The following is a 20,975-nucleotide window of genomic DNA, read 5'->3' on the forward strand; positions in this document are numbered from 1 at the left end:
GTCAAATAGAATTAGCTTTGAGTGGCGTAAAGAAAGGACAGGGATTATAGATTCCTGTCCTTTGATTATTGTTGCTTATTTGAGTAATAACACAAACTAGCCATAAAAGAGAGATCTATTCAAAATACATGATACCAGGGTCTTGAGTATTGTGTTGCTTTGGAAAAGTAAAACCTTCTGTATATGGTGAGGTGACACCCATATTAATATACATATAAGCTGTTTGTGCTAGAAACATCTTGGCGACTTGGACATCACGACGACCATTCACTATGTCGTTTAGAACATTTATGGATAACATATTCATAGCTTCTTGGTCACACATTGAGGTCACTTCACCTTTTGTACGGTCTATGGTCAGACTCCCATCAAATACCGCAAGATTATCATATAAGTGTAGTGGCACTTCATAATCAATCGTTTGTTCTAAAAAATCAGGATGTGGGTGAGGAAAGTTATGTGGAATCGTATCGCGGTGAATGATGGTCCGTTTCCATGGTCCGTTATTGTACCATATAAGTTTACTCATCGTTGCTTCTTGTGGATATCCATACTTGTCAATAAGTTTTCTGGCAGTCTCTTGGGGTTTGTTTTCCCAATTATTTATAATTTGGTTAACAGGTTCATTCATACAAACGCCTCCATACCATATGTCTAGAAATATTGTATGTGAGGTTTATTTTTGTGTTACACACATGCCTACTGAAACATTTCAATGAAACGTTTAGCACTTTTGGTTAAGTAACGATTTTTATCCCAAATAATAGCTGATTGTGACTGGATTTCTTCATCATTGATATTCAAAGTTTTTATATTTCTTAGTTTGTTATTTGATAATGTAGACTGGGGAATGATAGACCCTCCGACACCAGCATTCACTAGATCCAATATCATGTCGACATCAGGACATTCTAAAATAATATTGGGTTCTAATCCATGACGTTTGAACTTTTCTAAAATGACCTCATATTGTCCCACCCCACTAATACGGTGTAATAACATTAATGGATGCTTGGAGAGTTCGTCCATAGAAATCGCATTGCCTTTACTTTCATTTTTCCAATCACTAGGTAATACGGCTACATAATTCTCATCTGGTAAATGAACCGATTCAAAAGGTTCTAAATCTAACGGTAATCGAACGATGGCAAGATCAATATCGCGATTAATAAGGTGTTCAGCCAAAATATATGAATCACCTTCTTTTAATTTAAACGAGATGTCGGGGTAATTTATCCGAAATTGCTTAAGTCGCTCAGGTATGTTAGAAAAGCAAGTTTTAACACAGCCTATTGCAAGCTTTCCTTGATAACCTTCACCCGTATCCTTAACTTCTAAAACGGTATCATCGATATGTGAAAAGAGCGTTTCTACCTTTTTAAATAATACTTCTCCTGCTTCAGTTAAGTGAAGTCTCCTATGGTTCCGATCCAGTAATGTAACGCCAAGTTCAATTTCTAGGTCTTTTAAACTTTTGCTTAGGGGTGGTTGGTTAATGTGTAATTTCTTGGCTGCTTTTGTTATTTGTCCTTCCTTTGCAATCGTGTAAAAGTAATGCAGGCGCTTTAAATCCATGGTCTAGACCTCCATGTATATATTTTTTATATGTATTAACAATAATATTAATATTTTAAGTATACAAAATTTTGTGATAATATTCAAAATATAAGGTAAAGCGCTTTCATTAACTATTAAGGAGGGTATTAAAATGCCAGCTAAGACGGGAAAACAGTATATCGAGCGATTAAAAAAAGCGAATAATAACGTTTATATTGATGGAAAGAGAGTGGACGATGTAACGACACATCCCGCGTTTAAGAATGTCGTTCAGTCAATGTCAAGATTATATGATATCCAGTACGAAAAGCCTGAAAAAATGTTATATCAATCACCAACGACAGGTGACCAAGTTAGTAAAACGTTTATGCTCCCAACTACGATTGATGATTTAATCGAACGTCGTGAGGCGATGATGGAGTGGCTAGATTATTCTAAAGGTTTAATGGGGCGTACACCAGATTATTTGAATGCTGAAGTCATGACGATGGAAGCAGCCTATGATTTCTATGGTCAAGATAATCCGTTGTTTGCTGAAAACGCACGAAAGTATGCAGAATATGCAAGGGAAAATGACTTAAGTTTAACCCACACGTTAATTCACCCACAAGTTAATCGTGCCAAAATTCAAGCCGAGCAAAAAGATGCCAATGTTGCGCTACATGTTGTCGAAAAAAATGATGATGGTGTTATTGTCGACGGGATACGCTTGCTAGCCACACAAGGTGGCATTACGGATGAGATTCTCGTCTTCCCATCTACCGTTAAAAAATCAGGGGAGAAAGATGACCCTTATTCATTAGCCTTTGCATTACCTAATAATACGCCTGGACTGAAGTTTTTAAGTCGTGAATCATTTGATTACAACAAAAACAGCTATGATCATCCATTAGGATCAAAATTTGAAGAGGGCGATACAATTGTAGCTTTTGATAATGTATTAGTGCCATGGGATCGTATCTTCATTTTAGAAGACTCCACTATTTGTAATAAAGCCTTTGCTGAAACGAACGCTGTTGCTCACATGACACATCAAGTGGTCGCGAAGGATGTTGCTAAAACGGAATTCTTATTAGGTGTTGTTTTAACCTTAATGGATTCAATTGGCATCGATGGTTTCCAGCATGTTAAAGATAAAGGCACGGAAATCATGTTGACGTTAGAAAATATGAAATCACACTTATTTCGGGCAGAACATAATGCGAAGATCGATCGCTGGGGTATGATGACGCCAGATTTCAAAGCGTTAAACGCTGCACGAAATTGGTACCCAAGGGTTTATCCGCGTTTAGCTGAAATATTACGAATTCTTGGTGCATCTGGCTTAATGGGTATACCATCGTACGAAGACTTTAATTCAGAAGAAATTGGACCAATCTTACACCGTGCTATGCAAGGTAAAAATGTTGAAGGGTTTGAAAGAGTCCAGATTTTCCGTTTGGCTTGGGATTTAACGATGAGTGCATTTGGTAGTCGTCAAACGCACTATGAGTACTACTTCTTTGGTGATCCAGTCAAAATGGGAATGGCTTATTTCGATCAGTATGATAAAGAAAAGTATAAAGATATGGTGAAAGAATTCATAAACAGAGAAAATATTTCTAAGCCGAATTCATTAAGCCGTGAAATGAATGTATAAGTTTTACTTCTTATGTGAGGAGGGGAGATAAATGGATAGTCGTACGTTTCGCAATGCTATGGGGCGGTTTGCAACTGGTGTAACGATCGTAACCACAGAAGTTGGCCGGGAGACACATGGTATGACTGCGAATGCGTTTATGTCTGTTTCTTTAGATCCAAAATTAGTGACGATTTCCATTGATCACAAAGCTAAAATGTTAGAGCAAATTAATCAATCGCAGCAATTTGCTGTCAGTATTTTATCCGAAGAACAAATGGATGTATCGATGCATTTTGCTAATCAGAAAGACTGTCCTGATGCGGTGCAATTTGAATATATAAGTGGCGTGCCTATTATAAATAACGCACTTGCAGCTGTCGTATGCGACGTTGAACAATCATTTGAAGTAGGCGATCATACGTTATTCATTGGAAAAGTACTTGAGATTAAATTAACAGAAGGTAACCCACTAGCTTTCTTTGAAGGTAAGTATGGGAGCTATCAGCCTGTCTAACAAATGAGGTGTTTTTGAGACACCTCATTTGTTTGTGTAAAAATAAATCTTCGTTGAAATCATATATTATTTTATATATAATATAATTATCAACAAGATTACGAATTATCTAAAAATTTATTGCCTATTATATTGATCAAAAAGGAGAGGTTTGTGTGACGCAATTTCAAGCACCTGCACAAAAGAAACTGAAGAATATCTCGTTGTATATTAATGGTAAATTTGTAGATGCGGAAGGTAAGGAGACATTTGAAAACCTAAGTCCATTTACCAATGAGAAGATTAATGTGGTAGCTTCTGGTGATTCATCAGACATTGATAAAGCAGTCGCTGCAGCAAAAAAGGCATTTCAAGGTGAATGGGGACAATTAAAACTTGATGAACGTCTTAATTATGTTTACAAAATTGGAGATCTCATTGAAGCGCATAGTGAAGAAATTGCGATGCTTGAATCCTATGATACGGGTTTACCTATTAGTCAAACACGAAAAATGATAGCACGTTCAGCCAAGAACTTTAGATTCTACGCTGATATGGTCAAAAGTCATTTATATGGCGAAGCTTATCAAGTGGATGATGAATTTATTAATTATTCCGTTCGTAAACCGGTCGGCGTAGCAGGATTAATTACCCCTTGGAATGCTCCATTTATGCTTGAAACCTGGAAAATTGCGCCTGCCTTAGCGACAGGTAATACAGTCGTACTAAAACCAGCTGAATGGTCGCCTTTATCTGCGAACCGTATTGCAGAAGTAATTGATAAAGCAGGCCTTCCAGATGGTGTGTTTAATGTAGTTCATGGTTATGGCGAAACAGCTGGAGCAGCACTCGTTAAACATCCAGATGTCCCGTTAATTTCTTTTACAGGTGAGACAACAACAGGTTCTGAGATTATGAAAAATGGAGCCGATGCTTTAAAACGTTTTTCAATGGAGTTAGGCGGTAAGTCACCCATCATTATTTTCGATGATGCGGATATGGAGCGTGCTTTAGATGCTTGTACATGGGGTGTTTTCTCATTTAATGGTGAGCGCTGTACGGCGAATTCAAGAGTGTACTTACATGAGGATATTGCGGATAAGTTTATTGAACAATTGAAACAACGTGTAGATAACATTCGTGTTGGAGATCCAATGGAACCTAACACTCAGGTTGGACCTTTAGTTCATCGCGATCATTATGATAATGTCAAAGGTTATATTGAGCTTGCCGAAAAAGAAGGTTGCGAGGTTTACAGCGGTCATGTTCCTGAAGCGTTCAATAAAGGGAACTACGTTGCACCTACATTGTTATTAAATGCGGATAACCGAATGCGTGTGGTACAAGAGGAGATTTTCGGACCGGTGATTGCCGTGATGACGTTTAAAGATGAAGACGAAGTGATTGAGTTAGCTAATGATGTGCGCTATGGGCTCGCTGGCTATGTTTGGACGAAGGATATTAAGCGCGGACACCGCGTCGCTCAGGCCATTGATGCTGGTATGCTTTGGGTGAATTCACAAAATGTACGCGATTTACGTACGCCATTTGGGGGTTCTAAACATAGTGGGATTGGGCGTGAAGGTGGATTCTATGCCTTTGAATTTTATACCGAAACACAAATTATTCATGTGTCGGTTAAAGACCACCACATTCCACAGTTTGGTAAGTAAAAAGGAGGATGATTAATAGTGGATTTTAATATCATTCGTTGTGGCCGTGCTGTTTTACACGTTACAAATTTAGAGAAGTCAAAGGCGTTTTATGAAGCACTCGGGTTTATTGAAACTGAATCTGATTCTGAAAACGTTTTCTTTAGAGGGTTAGAAGAGCATAACCACCACAGTATTTGGCTTAAGAAAAAAGATGAACCGGCTTTAGAAGTGATGAGCTATAAGGTTTATTCCGATACGGATTTAGATGTATTAGCTAATCATTTTGAAACAGAAGGCACTGAGGTGAAATGGTTAGAAAAAGGAACTCAAAAAGCTCTGGGGCGTGCGTTTAGAATTCAAGACACATCAGGGTTGCCGATTGAATTTTATGCTGAGATGAAGACCGTTGATCGACTGTTACAGCGATATGACTTATATAAAGGGGCCAAGGTTCAGCGGATTGATCACTTTAACTGTGCGGTTACAGATGTTCAAAAAAGCTATGATTACTACATTAACGAACTAGGTTTTGCTTGTTCAGAGTATACGATTGACGATAAAGATAAAATTTGGGCAGCGTGGTTACACCGTAAGCCAAGTGTCCATGATGTGGCCTTTATGAATGGGGTTGGTCCGCGTCTACACCATATTGGTTTTTGGTTAAAAGACCCAATGAGTTTAATTGATGGCTGCGACGTGCTAGCTTCCATGGGTTTTGCCCCACACATTGAGCGTGGCCCTGGACGACACGGGCTGTCCAATGCATTTTTCTTATACTTAAGAGATCCGGATGGTCATCGTATTGAACTTTATAATGGGGATTATTTAACAAGTGACCCCGATTTTAAACCGATTAAATGGGATTTAGATGATCCACTACGCCAAACATTCTGGGGACACGAAGCACCAGACAGTTGGTTTGATGAAGCAACTACGGTCCTTAATGTGTATACGAATGAACGGATGGAAACTAGTGAACCAAAACTTAAAAAGAAAAAGCCACAGTTTATTATTTAGGCTGTTTTCTAAAAGATTGTTGTTTTTAGCAAGATAACAAAGTATACGAAAACAGCCATCATTTAAAAGGAGGATTGTTTGTATGTCAAAAAAATATGATGACATTAAGCAAAGTTTAAGAGGGTCGATCACACCAGTCATTACCCCTTTCAAATCTAACTTTGAGGTCGATTATGAGAAACAGTCAGAGCTCATTGAATACCAATTAGAAAATGGTACACATGCCATTTCAGTTACTGGAACCTCTGGTGAACCAAGTTCATTAACCATTGAAGAGCGTGTCAAGGTAATGGAGAATGCCTATAAAACAATTAATGGAAGAGTACCCTTTGCGCCAGGTACAGGATCCACCAATCATGATGAGACGATGTACTTAACGAAAAAAGCAGAGGAAATGGGTGCAGATGCAGCCATGGTTATTGTGCCTTATTATAATAAGCCAAATCAACAGGCATTGTATAAACATTTTAAAACAATTGCGGATGCTGTAGATATACCTATTATTGTTTATAACATCCCTGGACGTACGGCTAAAAACCTAGAGGTCGAAACGCTTGCACGTTTAGTGGAGGATTGTCCGAATATTGTTGGTGTCAAAGAGTCAAACAAAGACTTCGAACACGTGAACCGTGTCCTTCTAAACTGCGGACGTGACTTCTTATTGTATTCTGGTATTGAACTGCTTTGTTATCCGATGTTGGCCATTGGTGGAGCTGGTTCTATCAGTGCAACAGCTAATGTCGAACCGAAGAAGGTTGCTGAAATGCATAATGCATGGTTTGATGGTGACATTAAACGAGCGCAGGAGCTTCATTACGAGCTTATGAATCTCAACGATGTGTTATTTAAAGATACGAATCCGGCTCCAGTTAAAGCAGCATTAGGCATGATGGGTAAAATTGAGCCTGTATTACGTTTGCCAATGGATCTACCATCTGAAGCGTTACAAAAAGAGATTCGTGACACATTAGTTGATTATAAACTATTAGAAGACGCGCATAAGCCGGTTATTTAATTAACCGGCTTCTAACATAACTGGTTAATGCGATAGAGGTGAACAATACGTGTCAAAAATCAAAATGAAACTAAAAGGAATTGAACAGTTAAAAGAAGGTTATTTGAATCAGCAAGAGGTTGAGCTAAATAATGAAAAATTAAATTTAAGTCAGTTGAATTTTGATAACCCGATATCCGGAACTTTATACGGTACGGTTTTAAATTATCAAGGTGAGTATGAAGCTTTGGAATCGGAAATGAATGAAGATCCTTATAAAGCCCCTCCACAAGCACCTATTCTTTATATTAAACCAATTAATACTTTTTCAAGTCAAGACATGCCTGTTCCATTACCGTCCGGTGAAAAAGAGGTTCAAATTGGCGCTGCTTTAGGGGTTGTAATAGGTAAGACAGCTAAACAAGTTAAAGAAGATGAAGTTTTTGACTATATCGAGGGTTATACGATTGTTAATGATGTTAGTTTACCATACAACAGTGTTTATCGACCGCCTATTAAGCAAAAGGCGCGTGATGGTTTTTGCCCAATTGGTCCATGGATTGTTAACCAGAACGATGTTTATGACCCACATCATTTAGATATCAAAGTTTTCATAAACGGAGTGGTTAGACAAGAAAATAATACAAAAAATTTAATAAGGCGTATCCCACAATTAGTCAAAGATGTCACGGATTTTATGACGTTATATGAGGGTGATGTTCTTTTAGTCGGGGTTCCAGAAAATCAGCCACTCGCTCAAAAAGGTGATCGAATCAGTATTGAAATCGAACAAATCGGGCAACTAAACAATTATATTGTCGATGAAGAAGATTTTTATGTTAGTGAGGTGAAGTAAATGAAGCAAGGTCGTGTTGTATATGAGGCAGCTATACATGATGTAACAGAGGTAAATGGAAAAGTACAGTTACAGGATGGGAGATTACTAGATGAGCATGAAGTGGAATGGTTACCTCCGATTGAACCGAAAACAGTATTTACTCTCGGATTAAATTATGCGGACCATGCTAAAGAATTATCATTTACAAGCCCACTACCAGAACCACTCGTATTTTTTAAAGGTAAAAATACGATAATTGGTCATCGGGGGACAACGGTTCGACCTCATGATGTCGAGTTTATGCATTATGAATGCGAATTAGCTGTTGTGATTGGGAAGTCAGCCAAAAGTGTCAAAAAAGAAGATGCCTTGGAATACGTCAGAGGCTATACCATCGCTAATGACTATGCTATTCGTGATTATCTTGAAAACTACTTTAGACCTAATTTGCGTGTTAAGAATAGAGATGATTGTACACCGGTTGGTCCATGGTTAGTTGATGCCGAAGATGTTGAAGACCCTATGAATCTCACATTACGTACTTATATTAATGGTGAAATCACTCAGGAAGGTTCGACGGGAGATATGATTTTAGGGGTTGCTGAATTAATCGAGTATTTAAGTGGATTTATGACTTTAAATCCAGGAGATATGATTTTAACCGGTACGCCAAAGGGTTCGGTTGATACGAAGGTTGGAGATGAAGTGATTACCGAAATCAAAGGCATCGGAAGTCTGCACAATACGATTGTTGGTGAGTAATGACTTTTAATTTTCGGTGAGGAGGAGGGCCATCTTGCCACACTTAACATTAGAGTATACTGACAACCTTAAACAAGATATTCATATTTCAGATCTATTAAGAAACATACATGATACGTTACTTCAACACCGTGATATTATTCCGATAGGTGGTTTAAGGTCACGAGCCGTAGAGCTTACGGATTATTTAGTTGCTGATGGAACGCAGGATGATGCTTTTGTTCATGTAACGCTAAAGCTTGGAAGCGGTCGTACAGATGAACAAAAAAAGCTTATATGTGATGATTTATTTGAGACGATTTCGGAGCAATTCTCAGGGTTATTCGAAAAACGGTATTTAGCACTTTCGCTAGAGTTATATGAATTTATGAATCCAACTTATAAGAAAAATAATATACACGAGCGATATAAAAATGAGTGATGATTTATTTGAAAGGGGGAGGATGACCATGGTTAAAACCTATGAGCTACTAATTAACGGAGAATGGATTGGAAAAAGATATGATCATATTGACGTATTAAACCCAGCGACTCAAGAAGTAATGGCACAAGTCCCTAAAGTAGGTCGTGTTGAAGCGGCAAAAGCTGTTGATTCTGCTCATCAAGCCTTATCCACTTGGTCGAGTTTCACAGCCCAAAAACGCGGTAAGTTATTAGAAAAGTGGCATGATTTGATTGAAGATGAAGCGGAGCTCATTGGGAAGCTTATGACTAAGGAGCAGGGTAAACCGTTAAAAGAAACTATCGGTGAAGTGAATTATGCTAATGGATTTATAGATTGGTATGCCGAAGAAGGCAAAAGAATTTACGGAGATATCATTCCATCATCTCATCCTGATAAGCGTATATTTGTGCAACATCAACCCGTTGGTGTCGTGGCTGCTATTACACCTTGGAACTTCCCGGCTGCTATGATTACTCGAAAGGTTGCACCAGCTCTTGCAGCTGGATGTACCGTCGTCCTAAAACCAGCAACACAAACACCTCTAACAGCTATAAAACTAGTTGAGCTAGCTGATAAAGCTGGTATTCCTAAAGGTGTTATTAATATTATAACGGGTAGTTCAAGTGAAATAGGAAAGACTTGGTCTGAGGACTCTCGTGTGAGAAAACTGACGTTTACAGGGTCAACAGAAGTTGGAAAAATACTCATGCGTGATGCAGCTGAAACAATGAAAAAGATTTCGCTAGAATTAGGCGGCCATGCCCCTGTCATTGTTATGGATGATGCAGATATAAATAAAGCTGTTAATGGCGTTATACAGTCCAAATTCAGGAATGCTGGTCAAACTTGTATTTGTGCTAATAGAGTCTATGTTCATGAATCTATTGAACAAGAATTTATCCATCAATTAAATGATGAAGTTAAGAAACTTAAAGTGGGTAACGGTTTAGAAGAAGGAATAGATATTGGCCCTTTAATCGATCGATATGCAATCGAAAAAGTAGAACATCATGTCAGTGATGCTTTAAAACAAGGAGCAAAATTACAATTTGGAGGTCAGAGGGTTGAAGTAGGTCAAGGCCATTATTACCAACCCACGGTCATTTCAAATGTGACAGATGATATGATCTGTATGAATGAAGAAACTTTCGGTCCTTTAATCCCAGTAACTACGTTCTCAAGTGAAGATGAGGTTGTTCAACGAGCAAACCATACACCCTATGGTCTGGCATCATATATATTTACTGAAAATATAGGTAGAGCCATTCGACTTAGTGAGGGTCTTGAATACGGTATTATTGGCCTGAATGATGGTGCGCCGTCAACGCCACAAGCACCATTTGGTGGCTTTAAAGAGAGTGGTCTAGGTCGAGAAGGTGGTTATTATGGGATAGAAGAGTATTTAGAAACAAAATATATTTCTGTTGGTATTTAGGGAAGAAGTGAATTTCTGGTTCACTTCTTTTCTATAAACGCTAACTAAACTAATAAAGAAAGAGAAGATCCATATGTCTACAAAAGAAAGGCCAAAACTATGGACTTTACAGTATCTTCTAACCATTCTTGTCACGTTCATTTTCTTCTTTACCATTCACGTCATAAATTCTGGATTTCCGATTTTTATTTTAAGTTATTTAGATCAACCGACGATTGCTGGGAGTATGCTTACAGCATTTATGTTATCCGCGATTATAACTCGCCCAATATTTACGATATACATGCCAAAACTTAATCTTAACCGAGTCATCTTATTTATATTGTTTTTGTTATTATTTACTTTCCTAATAACCTTCAGTAACCATAATATTTATTTCTTGTTGTTAACACGGGTTTTGGAAGGAATCTGTTTCGGCGTTATTTCTACCATTCTAGCGACAAAGGCTTCAATGATAATTCCAACTTCAAGAATGGGGGAAGGGTTTAGTTATTTTGCATTAGCTACCACACTAGGTGCAAGCATGGCTCCAGGAGTGGCACTTATCGTTATTCATGTTAGTTCGTTCAATTTATTATTATTTTTCACTATTATTTTAGTCGTTTTACTACTTTTTTTAACAAGGCATATAACGATTGAGTTATCACAGGGAGAAGAGAATGGGCATCAGCGTCAAGGAAGGTCAATCTGGTCGTCTGTTACGGATTTAATATTTGATCGCCGTGCATTATTTCCATGTGTTTTAATGTTTATCCTCTGTATATCATTTAGCAGTGTATTTAATTTTATAGATGGTTTAGGTGAAGAAAAAACTTTTGATTCAAGAAGCTCTTTATTCTTTGTGGCGTTTGTTCTTTTTGTCGCCTTAACCAGAATATTTTCAGGGTATTTATTTGATCGAGGCAATATGAATCTCCTAATCTATGGTTCGGCCTTAATTGGTTTTATAGGATTGCAAGTTTTATCCTTATCAAATGTTATGACTTTGCTAATTCTATCAGGTATTTTTTATGGGGTATCTTACGGTATGATGCACCCGACATTACAAGCCTTTGCTGTTAGTCGTGTCCAAACGTATAAAAGGGGTACGGCAAATATGATGTTCCTAACAGGTATGGATTTAGGTATGGCGTTTGGATCGGTGGCCCTAGGATGGTTAGCTGATCAAACAAGTTTCTCAGTTATGTTTGGGGCGACATCATTTTTGATGCTAATTATTGTAGCATTATTGATTGTTCAATCTAATGTTAAGAGTTTTAGTCGATTAAAAAATCAAGATGTGTAATTAAATGGATGGTGATGTTATGGATAATCAATTATTTGAAAGCATATCCAATCAAAAAGGTTACATAACAGTTGATGGTGAACGCATGATTTTAACGTCACCATCTGTATTCGGTACGTTAATTAAAGATCTCGTAAATAACCTTTCGGAGGAACGGATGAAAGGATTTATGATTCGTTATGGTTGGAATTTAGGTGTAAATGATGCTAGAAAGATTTTAAAAGAAAAATCCTCCAGTTTTGAAGAACTTCTTAAGCACGGACCAGTTTTACATATGATGCGGGGCTATACGGAAGTAGAGAGAACTCACTTTGAAATATCGTACCATCCGGATCAATCATTAAAATCTATACATGTAGAAGGTATTTGGAAAAATTCATATGAAGCAGAGGGATATGTAAAACAGTTTAGTCAATCCAATGCACCTGTATGTCATACGTTAGTTGGATATGCAAGTGGTTACTATTCAGAAATATGTCAGCGGCCTATATATTTTAAGGAAACATCATGTAAGTCTATGGGTTCTGAGCAGTGTTATTATGTCGGTAAAGATTTGGATCAGTGGAATGGGGAAATGGATGAAGAGCTTTTATACTATGAAAATCAAACCATTGTCAAAGAATTAGAGCGAACGTATGAACAATTATTAGAAGAAAGAAATAATATTTCTCATACCTTTCAAATACATAAACGCTTAACAGACGAATTAGCTAAGGGGAATGATTTAAAGTCCATTGCTGATGTTGTTTTTGAAGAAACAGACCTTCCTGTATTAATCGAAGATGCCCATTTTAACCCGATAGCCAGCTCCGGAATGACACCTCAACGCGTTTATGAAATTCAGGAAGCATTAAAACAGGGACAAGAACTTAAACAGACAGAAGTAATAGAAGTGGATTTGTGTGTGCGTTTAATAACACCTATATTTTTAAATCAACAACTTTTAGGCTATTGTTCATTCATAAAGGGCGTTACCGATCAATTTTCGAAGGTTGATCAGATGATTATTGAACGTACTGCCACAGTTTGTTCGCTTTACATGTTGAATGAGAAAAATGCTTTTGAAGCAACAGAACGTATGAAGGGACAATTTTTGGAGCAAATCATACATGGACAGTTGCTTTCCAAGCAAGATATTTTAAAACGCGGAACATTTATTAATATTGATCTAGAAAAACCTCATTATATTGCTGTTATGAAATATGATCATCAATCTATTAACGAGAAAAGTGATTTATTATTTTTTGAAAAACTAGTAGAGTCTGTTCGAAATTATTTTAAAGGCAACTCTAATGTATTAATTGGTCAAAAAGGAGGCCAACTTGTATTTCTTATGCAAGCACCGAAGAATCTCAGTCATATTAAGGAAGTGTTTCGGGCACTAATTGGCCATTTAGAAGAAGAATACCTAGGTCAACAATTCTCGATAGGTGTTAGTACATCAGGGGAGGACATTCAACTAGCTCCGCAATTATATCACGAGGCTAGTATTTCTTTACAAATGTCGAATGTACACGGACCTATTACGTTGTTTGAAGAATTAGGGGTTGTAGGTATTTTACTTCATTCTAAAGACCAAGATGCGATGTATTTAAAAGCCAAGCAATTATTGGGGCCGCTATATCAGGAAGATGAAAATGCCCAAGAGTTTTTAAAGACATTATATGTGTTTTTATCGAATGGTGGGAAGCTTGAAAAAACGATGGATGACCTAGCTCTATCCATGAGTGGGTTGCGTTATAGAATTAAACGTATCGAGACATTGACAGAGCATAATCTTCGAGACCCCAATATAACCTATCAATTACTTTTGACTTTACACTTTTTAATAAGTGAAGGAAAACTTGAATTAAAATAGTACTGTATCAACATTTTTTGTTTAATGAAACCGCTTTAATTAGTCAAAAAATGTTCTAGATTACGTCTAAGGAATTTTGTAAACTTTTAATTGAAAGGTAAGAATTTTCAAAATAATATGTAAAAATTATTTAATTCCGAGGAGGTAATCTTGTGTATACTGGCAAGGAATATTTAGAGAGTTTGAAAGACGGGCGGACGATTTATTTAAACGGAGAGAAAATCGATGATGTTACAACTCATCCTGCTTATCGAAATGCAGCTAAATCTGTTTCATTACTATATGATGCACTACATGATTCAGAAAAAAAGGATATTCTAACAACTGAATCAGAATTTGGGTCAAGGACGCATAAGTTTTTTAAAGCCTCTCGTAGTGCAGAAGAACTTTTAGAGGCGAGAAATGCGATGGCTGAATGGACGAAGCTGAGTTATGGGTTTATGGGGAGAACACCAGATTATAAAGCTGCGTTCTTAGGGTCTTTAGGTCCTTTTGCTGATTTTTATGAAGGATTTGAAGATAATGCCATGCGATGGTACAAGAAAGGACAAATAGAAGTTCCATTTTGTAACCATACGATTGTTAATCCACAGTTAGATCGTGATCAGCCATTAGAAAAGAATAAGGATGTATTTGTTCGAGCTGTAGAAGAAAGGGATGATGGTGTCATTGTGAGTGGGGCTAAAATGGTCGGGACATCCGCTGCTCTAACTCACTATAACTTTGTAGCAAACTTCGCTCCCCTAATACCCGGAGATGATAGTCATGCTTTAATATTCTTCGTTCCAATGAATGCTCCTGGACTTAAAATTATAAGCCGACAATCTTATGAAGAAATTGCAGCAAAAGCGGGCTCACCATTTGATTATCCATTATCTAGTCGTTTCGATGAAAATGATGCTGTCATCGTATTAGATAATGTCTTCATTCCTTGGGAAGATGTATTAACGTATAAAAATATTCAGATCACAAATGGATTTAGACCAAAAACAGGATGGTTAAACCGTTATACATTCCAAGGTTGTACACGTTTTGCTGTGAAGTTAGACTTCATGGTTGGTTTATTAATGAAAGCAACAGAAGCTGCGGGTTCAAACAATTTTAGGGGTGTTCAAGCTGCTATTGGTGAAGTTATTGCTTGGCGAAACCTATTCTGGTCAATCTCAACTGCGATGGCGCTGGACCCTGAAGAAGCACCAAATGGGTATGTTCTCCCAAATAAAACCTATGCGACAGCTTATCGTACTTTTGCTCCTATGGTATGGCCAAAAGTAAAGGAAATATTTGAACAGGTCGTGGCAGGTGGATTGATTCAATTACCATCCAGTTCTAAAGATTTCTTGAATCCTGAAATACGTCAATATTTAGATCAATATTATAAAGGATCGGGAGGAGTTACGGCAGAAGAACGGGTTAAATTATTAAAACTTGTATGGGATGCCATTGGTACTGAATTTGGTGGGCGGAATGAGCTTTATGAAATCAATTATGCAGGAAATCAGGATGTTATTCGATTAGATACCTTGAAAATTGCTGAATCTACTGGTCAAATGGCTAAATACAAAGAATTTGTAGATCAAGCACTAAGCGATTATGACCTTCATGGGTGGACAAATGATACTTGGTATAACCCTAATGAAGATCTTAGTGTTCTAAAATGAAAGGGAGGTATTTCCTGAATGGATAATTACATTTTCAGAAATGCAATGGGACGTTTTGCGACAGGTGTGACAATCATAACAACCCAAGTTGAAGGTGAGATACACGGTATGACAGCAAATGCTTTTATGTCGGTTTCACTAGATCCGAAACTAATCACGATATCTATTGACCATAAAGCTAGAATGCTAGATTTTATAAAGCAATCCGGGCAATTTGCAGTCAGTATACTAAAAGATGAACAACAAGATATTTCCATGCATTTTGCTGGTCAAAAAGAGAGTTTTAGTAGCGTTCAGTTCGATAAAATCAGTGGTGTCCCCATTATAAAAGATGCTTTAGCTGCAGTTGTTTGTGATGTGGAAGAATATAATGAGGTAGGGGATCACACATTATTCATTGGAAGAGTACTAGACATAGAATTAACAGATGGTAACCCCTTAGCATTTTATGGTGGTCAATATGGTAGTTATCAAATGGTTTAGGTCTAAGAGGTGTGCTTAACACCTCTTCAAAACACTTTTTTAGAATAGATTAAATAATTATAATTTTTAAAATATTGATTGAAATTGTATATGATTTTATATATAATAATAATTAATTAAAATGTAAGCGATACCAATCAAAGAAAAATACCTCTGTTTTATCTTAGATTAAGCGCTTTATTGCGTTTTAAAATAATAATTAACAAGATATGGGGGAAGTAATATGAGGAAATCAATCGTCTTCTTTATATGTGTACTGATGGTAGTATTTTTGACTGCTTGTAATAGTTCAGGTGATGGATCGGGCGATTCCCAATCTAGTGGTTCAGAGGATGGAAAATCTCATAATCTAATTATTTCACACTTTTTACCAGGGCAACACCCAATACAAACACAAGTCTTTGAAGGTATTGGATCAGAACTTGAATCTCAAACTGATGGACGTATCACTTATGAATTATATCCTGCTAATGCTTTAGGGGATGCCGGGTCACATTATGATATGGCGGTGACTGGTGAAGCGGATATCGCCCTTAGTGTATATGGTTATACACCAGGTAGGTTCCCATCTGTATCAGTCTTAGAGTTACCATTTTTGGCTGAATCAGCAGAACATGGTTCAAAAATTATATGGAAATTATATGAAGAGTTCCCTGAAATTCAAGATGAACATAGTGATACAGAACCGTTATTCTTATTTACTGCAGAACCTGCTCAGTTAATTAGTAAAGATTATAAAATCGAGTCGCCAGACGATTTAGAAGGTTTACGCGTACGATCACCGTCCCCGCTTGGAAATCAAATCTTAGAAGAATTAGGTGCAGCTCCAGTTTCTATGCCAATGGGCGATGTATATGAGGCTTTAGAGCGTGGTACTGTAGACGCTGCAATGGTCCCGCTTGAAACGTTGTATAACTACAACTTCCATGAAATTGCTGAATACATTACAGTGGGTAATTTCTCAGCAACGCCATTCTTTTCTGTCATGAATAAAGATACATTTAATAGTATGTCTGAAGAGGACCAAGAACTTCTTAAAAGTTTAGTTGGTACTGAAAGATCTGCTGAAGCTGGACGTGTTTTTGATATTGATGGACAAGAAGGACGTAAGCTAGCAGAAGAAAATGGTGCCGAATTTATTGAACTTACAGATGAGCAACTCAAACCATGGAAAGATGCTTTAGAAAGTGTAACTCAAAGCTGGATTGATGAAATGGAAGCTGAAGGAATACCCGGGCAAGAGATATATGATCGAGCTATGGAGATTAAAGAAGAGGTTAGAGAGTAATACAGACAGAAAGTAGTGATTGGAATGGAAAGGCTTGTTCGTCATTTATGCTTAGGGCTACAATATGTGGCCCAATTTGTTTTATTTATTATGGCCATAATGGTCACGCTTGACGTCCTAGGACGTTGGCTATTTAAATCTCCAATCATTGGGACTGTAGATATCGTTGAAGTTGGACTAATCATTGTAATATTTGCTAGTTTGGCTTTTACCCATTTAAAAGAAGAACATATTACGGTTGACTTTGTGGTTGAAAAATTCCCCAAAAGAATTCAGTCTATTATAGAGATGTTTATTAATCTATGTATTACAGTCGTGATGTTGTTAATATCTTGGAGTCTGTGGGGAAATGCCATAAGATTGATGGAATCAAATACAGTTACAGGTGATATAAGATTACCACTACATATCTTTGCGTTCTTTGCAGTAATTGGAACAGTACTTTTTGCATTAGTTTCTATTATCTTCATATTTAAATATGGACAAAAGGTGGTCAAAAAGGATGAGTCCTGAGATAGTTGGTGTAATAGGAATCGTATTATTACTCGTTTTATTTATGCTGAAAATTCCTGTAGGTATCGCTTTAATTATTGTTGGCGTCTTGGGAACATCTATTATAAGGGGATGGGATATAGCATTTTCACAGTTAGGTAGAACACCATTTGATACGGCAGCGTCATATTCATTAAGTGTCATCCCGCTTTTTATACTAATGGGTATGGTTTTATCTTATACGGGTCTTGGTAGTGATTTGTATAAAGCTGTTGATAGTTGGATTGGTCACCTTCGTGGTGGATTAGCTATGGCAACTGTAGGAACAGCAAGTATTTTTTCGGCTATATCAGGTTCTTTAAATGCGACTACCGCAACTGTTTCAAAAATATCCCTACCAGAAATGGAAAAATTCAATTATAAATCCAGTCTTTCTACTGCCTGTGTTGCGGCTGGTGGAACATTGGGAATTCTAATCCCTCCGAGTGTTATTCTAATCTTGTATGGTATTTTAACAAGAGAGCCTATTGGTGATCTTTTAATTGCAGGAATTATTCCCGGTCTTATCCAAGTTCTCTTATTTATTGCGACAATTGCCATATTAGTTCGTCGCGATCCATCACTTGCTCCAGCAAGAACTGAAAAAGTAAAATTGATTGAAAAAATTAAATCACTAAAAGATGTCTGGCCATTTTTATTACTTTTCTTAATCAGTATAGGAGGTATTTATTTAGGCGTCTTTACACCAACCGAAGCTGCAGGTGTGGGTGCTGTAAGTTCTATAGTAGTTTCTATAATTAGTAGAAAGCTAGATTGGCAAAAACTATTAGCATCTTTTAATGAGTCTGTTCGCCTGACTGCATATATATTCTTAATTTTAATTGGTGCGACTCTTTTTGGTCAATTTATAACGATCAGTCGCATTCCATTTAAATTAACAACATATGTAGGAAATCTTGATTTGAATGCTTACGTAATTCTGGCCTTGATGTTATTAGCATTATTCCTACTGGGGTGTTTTGTTGAAGGGTTATCTTTAATTGTATTAACATTGCCAATCGTATATCCAATTGTGACAGAATTAGGTTTTAATGGTGTTTGGTTTGGCATAATTATGGTTATGGCGATTAATATTGGTTCATTAACACCACCGATAGGTATTAGTGTGTATGTCATAAAAGGAGCTGCACCACATATTCCGATACAAGCTATCTTTAAGGGTGTTATTCCAATGATTTTTGCCATGGTTTTATGTATTATTATACTTATTGCTATTCCTGAATTAGTTACCATCCTTCCAGACATGATGAATAAATAATATATGATATAATCTTATAGACATTAGAATTAGTACAAATGTAGTTGAGGTATCAAAATGAATAAAAAACAAAAAGCTTACAATTATATGAAGTCAAAAATCATTGAAGGATTATACGTTCCAGGCCAACGAATCGTCATTAATCAGTTAGTAAAGGAATTGGAAACAAGTGCCATTCCGATTCGTGAAGCGGTTCGCCAATTAGAAGCGGAAGGGCTAATAGAATATCAAGACAATATTGGCCCGGTCGTAACACCAATCGACGAGAGCCAATATATTGAAACATTAACCGTTTTAGCCATATTAGAAGGTTATGCAACAGCCTTAAGTAAAGACCATCTGCCTGCACAGGAATTATCAAACCTAAAAAATATTAATCATGATATGATGCTCGCTTTAGATGAATTTGATTTCACTGAATTTGGTGCATTAAATCGAAAATTCCACGATAAGATATATCAATTTTGTCCTAATAAACATTTAGTTGATACCGTAAGGGAAACATCGAGAAAGCTCGACTCAATCAGAGTTACAGGTTCGACTTTTCATCCAAAACGTGCCCAATCATCTATCGAAGAACATGAAAGAATTATTGAGTTACTCAATCAAAAGGTCGACTTTGAAATGATTGAACATGAGGTTCGTAAACATAAAATGAATACAGTAGCAGCATATAAAAACCAAAAAGAAAGAACCAGTAATACTAATCGTTTCTATTTTTGATTTTCCTTCATCGGTATCGCACTCTTTAAATGGCATGAGGTCTTCCATGCCATTTATTTGTTTATATGATATAAAAATTATCTGTTATTATTACTTTTGTTAAAATATGGTTGACTTGTAAATATGACATGATAATATGATAATGACTGAATTTTTAAAATTTTCAATCCCGTAGAGTATTTCCCCCAATTGATTAGACCTACAAATAAACATTCCGTTATGTTCGTTTAAAAGAAATAAATTGTATTGGTAGAGGAGTGTATGAATGTCATATATAGAAGTTAGTGAATTATCAAAGGCGTTTAGTGACAAAAACGTCTTGGATCATTTCTCAATGGATTTAAAGAGGAATGAAGTGCTAGGTGTAATCGGTCACAATGGTGCTGGCAAGACAACGCTTTTTAAGCTGATTCTACAAATGTATACGCCCGATTCTGGTGAGATCAAAATTAATGATGAATCATTTGATCTTAAAAATGATGTAGGTTATTTACCAGAGCAAAGAGGATTATTTGCAAAGACTGATGTTTATTCGCAATTACTTGCATTTGGTTATTTAAAAGGTAAAAGTAAGGAAGATCTCCAACCAAATATTGAGTTTTGGTTGGATTTTTTTAGTGTTGAAGACTATAAGCGTGAAATAGTCGCGAATTTGTCTAAGGGGAATCAACAAAAAATACAGTTTATGACAGCCGTTATACATAATCCTAAGTTATTAATATTAGATGAACCGTTTAGTGGATTAGACCCCATCAATGTTGATTTGTTTATTGACGCGATTGATTATATGAAAGAAGAAGGATGTTCCATTATTTATTCCAGCCATCAATTAGATAGTATTGAACATTTATCTGATCGATTACTGTTTATAAAAGGTGGAAAGAAAATCTATCTTGACTATCTGGAGAATATTAAAGAGCAATATGGTTATCGTTTAAAATTAAGAATGATTCCATAACTGATCAAACATTATTGGAACATGGGTATTCCTTTGAAAAGCAAAATGGTATCTATGAGATAGTATTAGATAATAGACATCAAGCGGAAGAA

At 36.6% G+C, this 20,975-nt stretch carries 20 protein-coding genes; 18 read left to right on the plus strand and 2 right to left on the minus strand.

Features of this window, described 5'->3' with window-relative positions; translation table 11 throughout:
- Positions 1-115 precede the first annotated feature (115 nt).
- Both BLP77_RS13195 and BLP77_RS13200 read right to left on the minus strand, forming a co-directional pair.
- Positions 116-631 (minus strand): hypothetical protein, encoded by a 516-nt coding sequence (locus BLP77_RS13195; RefSeq protein WP_093857594.1) that lies wholly within the window; start codon positions 629-631, stop codon positions 116-118.
- 68 nt (positions 632-699) lie between these two features.
- A complete protein-coding gene (locus BLP77_RS13200; protein WP_093857595.1) occupies positions 700-1,575 on the minus strand; it encodes a LysR family transcriptional regulator in 876 nt (291 codons plus the stop codon).
- Between the two features lie 133 nt (positions 1,576-1,708).
- Between BLP77_RS13200 and hpaB the strand changes: the two genes are divergently transcribed.
- The 18 genes from hpaB (at position 1,709) to BLP77_RS13290 (ending at position 20,883) form a co-directional block, all read left to right on the plus strand.
- A complete protein-coding gene (gene hpaB / locus BLP77_RS13205; RefSeq protein ID WP_093857596.1) occupies positions 1,709-3,196 on the plus strand; it encodes a 4-hydroxyphenylacetate 3-monooxygenase, oxygenase component in 1,488 nt (495 codons plus the stop codon).
- Between the two features lie 31 nt (positions 3,197-3,227).
- Positions 3,228-3,692, plus strand: coding sequence for a flavin reductase family protein (locus tag BLP77_RS13210; RefSeq protein ID WP_093857597.1), 465 nt, complete (start codon positions 3,228-3,230; stop codon positions 3,690-3,692).
- Between the two features lie 155 nt (positions 3,693-3,847).
- A complete protein-coding gene (gene hpaE / locus BLP77_RS13215; RefSeq protein ID WP_093857598.1) occupies positions 3,848-5,344 on the plus strand; it encodes a 5-carboxymethyl-2-hydroxymuconate semialdehyde dehydrogenase in 1,497 nt (498 codons plus the stop codon).
- Positions 5,345-5,362: 18 nt separating this feature from the next.
- On the plus strand, positions 5,363-6,343 hold the full coding sequence (hpaD, locus tag BLP77_RS13220; RefSeq protein ID WP_093857599.1) for a 3,4-dihydroxyphenylacetate 2,3-dioxygenase: 981 nt from the start codon (positions 5,363-5,365) through the stop codon (positions 6,341-6,343).
- Positions 6,344-6,425: 82 nt separating this feature from the next.
- Positions 6,426-7,358 carry a 2,4-dihydroxyhept-2-ene-1,7-dioic acid aldolase gene (gene hpaI, locus BLP77_RS13225; protein ID WP_093857600.1) on the plus strand — a complete coding sequence of 311 codons (933 nt, stop codon included), beginning with the start codon at positions 6,426-6,428 and terminating at the stop codon, positions 7,356-7,358.
- Positions 7,359-7,407: 49 nt separating this feature from the next.
- Positions 7,408-8,193, plus strand: coding sequence for a fumarylacetoacetate hydrolase family protein (locus tag BLP77_RS13230; protein ID WP_093857601.1), 786 nt, complete (start codon positions 7,408-7,410; stop codon positions 8,191-8,193).
- Positions 8,194-8,937: a fumarylacetoacetate hydrolase family protein gene (locus BLP77_RS13235; protein ID WP_093857602.1), complete on the plus strand. Its 744-nt coding sequence runs from the start codon at positions 8,194-8,196 to the stop codon at positions 8,935-8,937.
- 34 nt (positions 8,938-8,971) lie between these two features.
- Positions 8,972-9,358: a 5-carboxymethyl-2-hydroxymuconate Delta-isomerase gene (locus BLP77_RS13240; protein ID WP_093857603.1), complete on the plus strand. Its 387-nt coding sequence runs from the start codon at positions 8,972-8,974 to the stop codon at positions 9,356-9,358.
- Between the two features lie 28 nt (positions 9,359-9,386).
- A complete protein-coding gene (locus BLP77_RS13245) occupies positions 9,387-10,817 on the plus strand; it encodes an NAD-dependent succinate-semialdehyde dehydrogenase (RefSeq protein WP_281180321.1) in 1,431 nt (476 codons plus the stop codon).
- A gap of 73 nt (positions 10,818-10,890) precedes the next feature.
- Complete coding sequence (locus BLP77_RS13250) at positions 10,891-12,102, plus strand: MFS transporter (RefSeq protein ID WP_093857605.1); 1,212 nt, start codon at positions 10,891-10,893, stop codon at positions 12,100-12,102.
- A gap of 19 nt (positions 12,103-12,121) precedes the next feature.
- A complete protein-coding gene (locus BLP77_RS13255; RefSeq protein WP_176753082.1) occupies positions 12,122-13,960 on the plus strand; it encodes a XylR N-terminal domain-containing protein in 1,839 nt (612 codons plus the stop codon).
- 152 nt (positions 13,961-14,112) lie between these two features.
- Positions 14,113-15,621, plus strand: coding sequence for a 4-hydroxyphenylacetate 3-hydroxylase family protein (locus BLP77_RS13260; protein WP_093857607.1), 1,509 nt, complete (start codon positions 14,113-14,115; stop codon positions 15,619-15,621).
- An 18-nt stretch (positions 15,622-15,639) separates the two neighbouring features.
- Positions 15,640-16,104, plus strand: coding sequence for a flavin reductase family protein (locus BLP77_RS13265; RefSeq protein ID WP_093857608.1), 465 nt, complete (start codon positions 15,640-15,642; stop codon positions 16,102-16,104).
- A 223-nt stretch (positions 16,105-16,327) separates the two neighbouring features.
- Positions 16,328-17,392 (plus strand): TRAP transporter substrate-binding protein, encoded by a 1,065-nt coding sequence (locus BLP77_RS13270; protein ID WP_093857609.1) that lies wholly within the window; start codon positions 16,328-16,330, stop codon positions 17,390-17,392.
- A 24-nt stretch (positions 17,393-17,416) separates the two neighbouring features.
- A complete protein-coding gene (locus BLP77_RS13275; protein WP_093857610.1) occupies positions 17,417-17,905 on the plus strand; it encodes a TRAP transporter small permease in 489 nt (162 codons plus the stop codon).
- On the plus strand, positions 17,895-19,202 hold the full coding sequence (locus BLP77_RS13280; protein ID WP_093857611.1) for a TRAP transporter large permease: 1,308 nt from the start codon (positions 17,895-17,897) through the stop codon (positions 19,200-19,202). Before BLP77_RS13275 ends, BLP77_RS13280 begins: the two co-directional genes overlap by 11 nt.
- 57 nt (positions 19,203-19,259) lie before the next feature.
- Complete coding sequence (locus BLP77_RS13285) at positions 19,260-19,925, plus strand: GntR family transcriptional regulator (RefSeq protein ID WP_093857612.1); 666 nt, start codon at positions 19,260-19,262, stop codon at positions 19,923-19,925.
- Between the two features lie 265 nt (positions 19,926-20,190).
- On the plus strand, positions 20,191-20,883 hold the full coding sequence (locus BLP77_RS13290; protein WP_093857613.1) for an ABC transporter ATP-binding protein: 693 nt from the start codon (positions 20,191-20,193) through the stop codon (positions 20,881-20,883).
- The last annotated feature ends 92 nt before the right edge of the window (positions 20,884-20,975 follow it).

It is taken from the genome of Tenuibacillus multivorans (assembly GCF_900103915.1).
GTDB classification, from domain to species: Bacteria; Bacillota; Bacilli; order Bacillales; family Alkalibacillaceae; genus Tenuibacillus; species Tenuibacillus multivorans.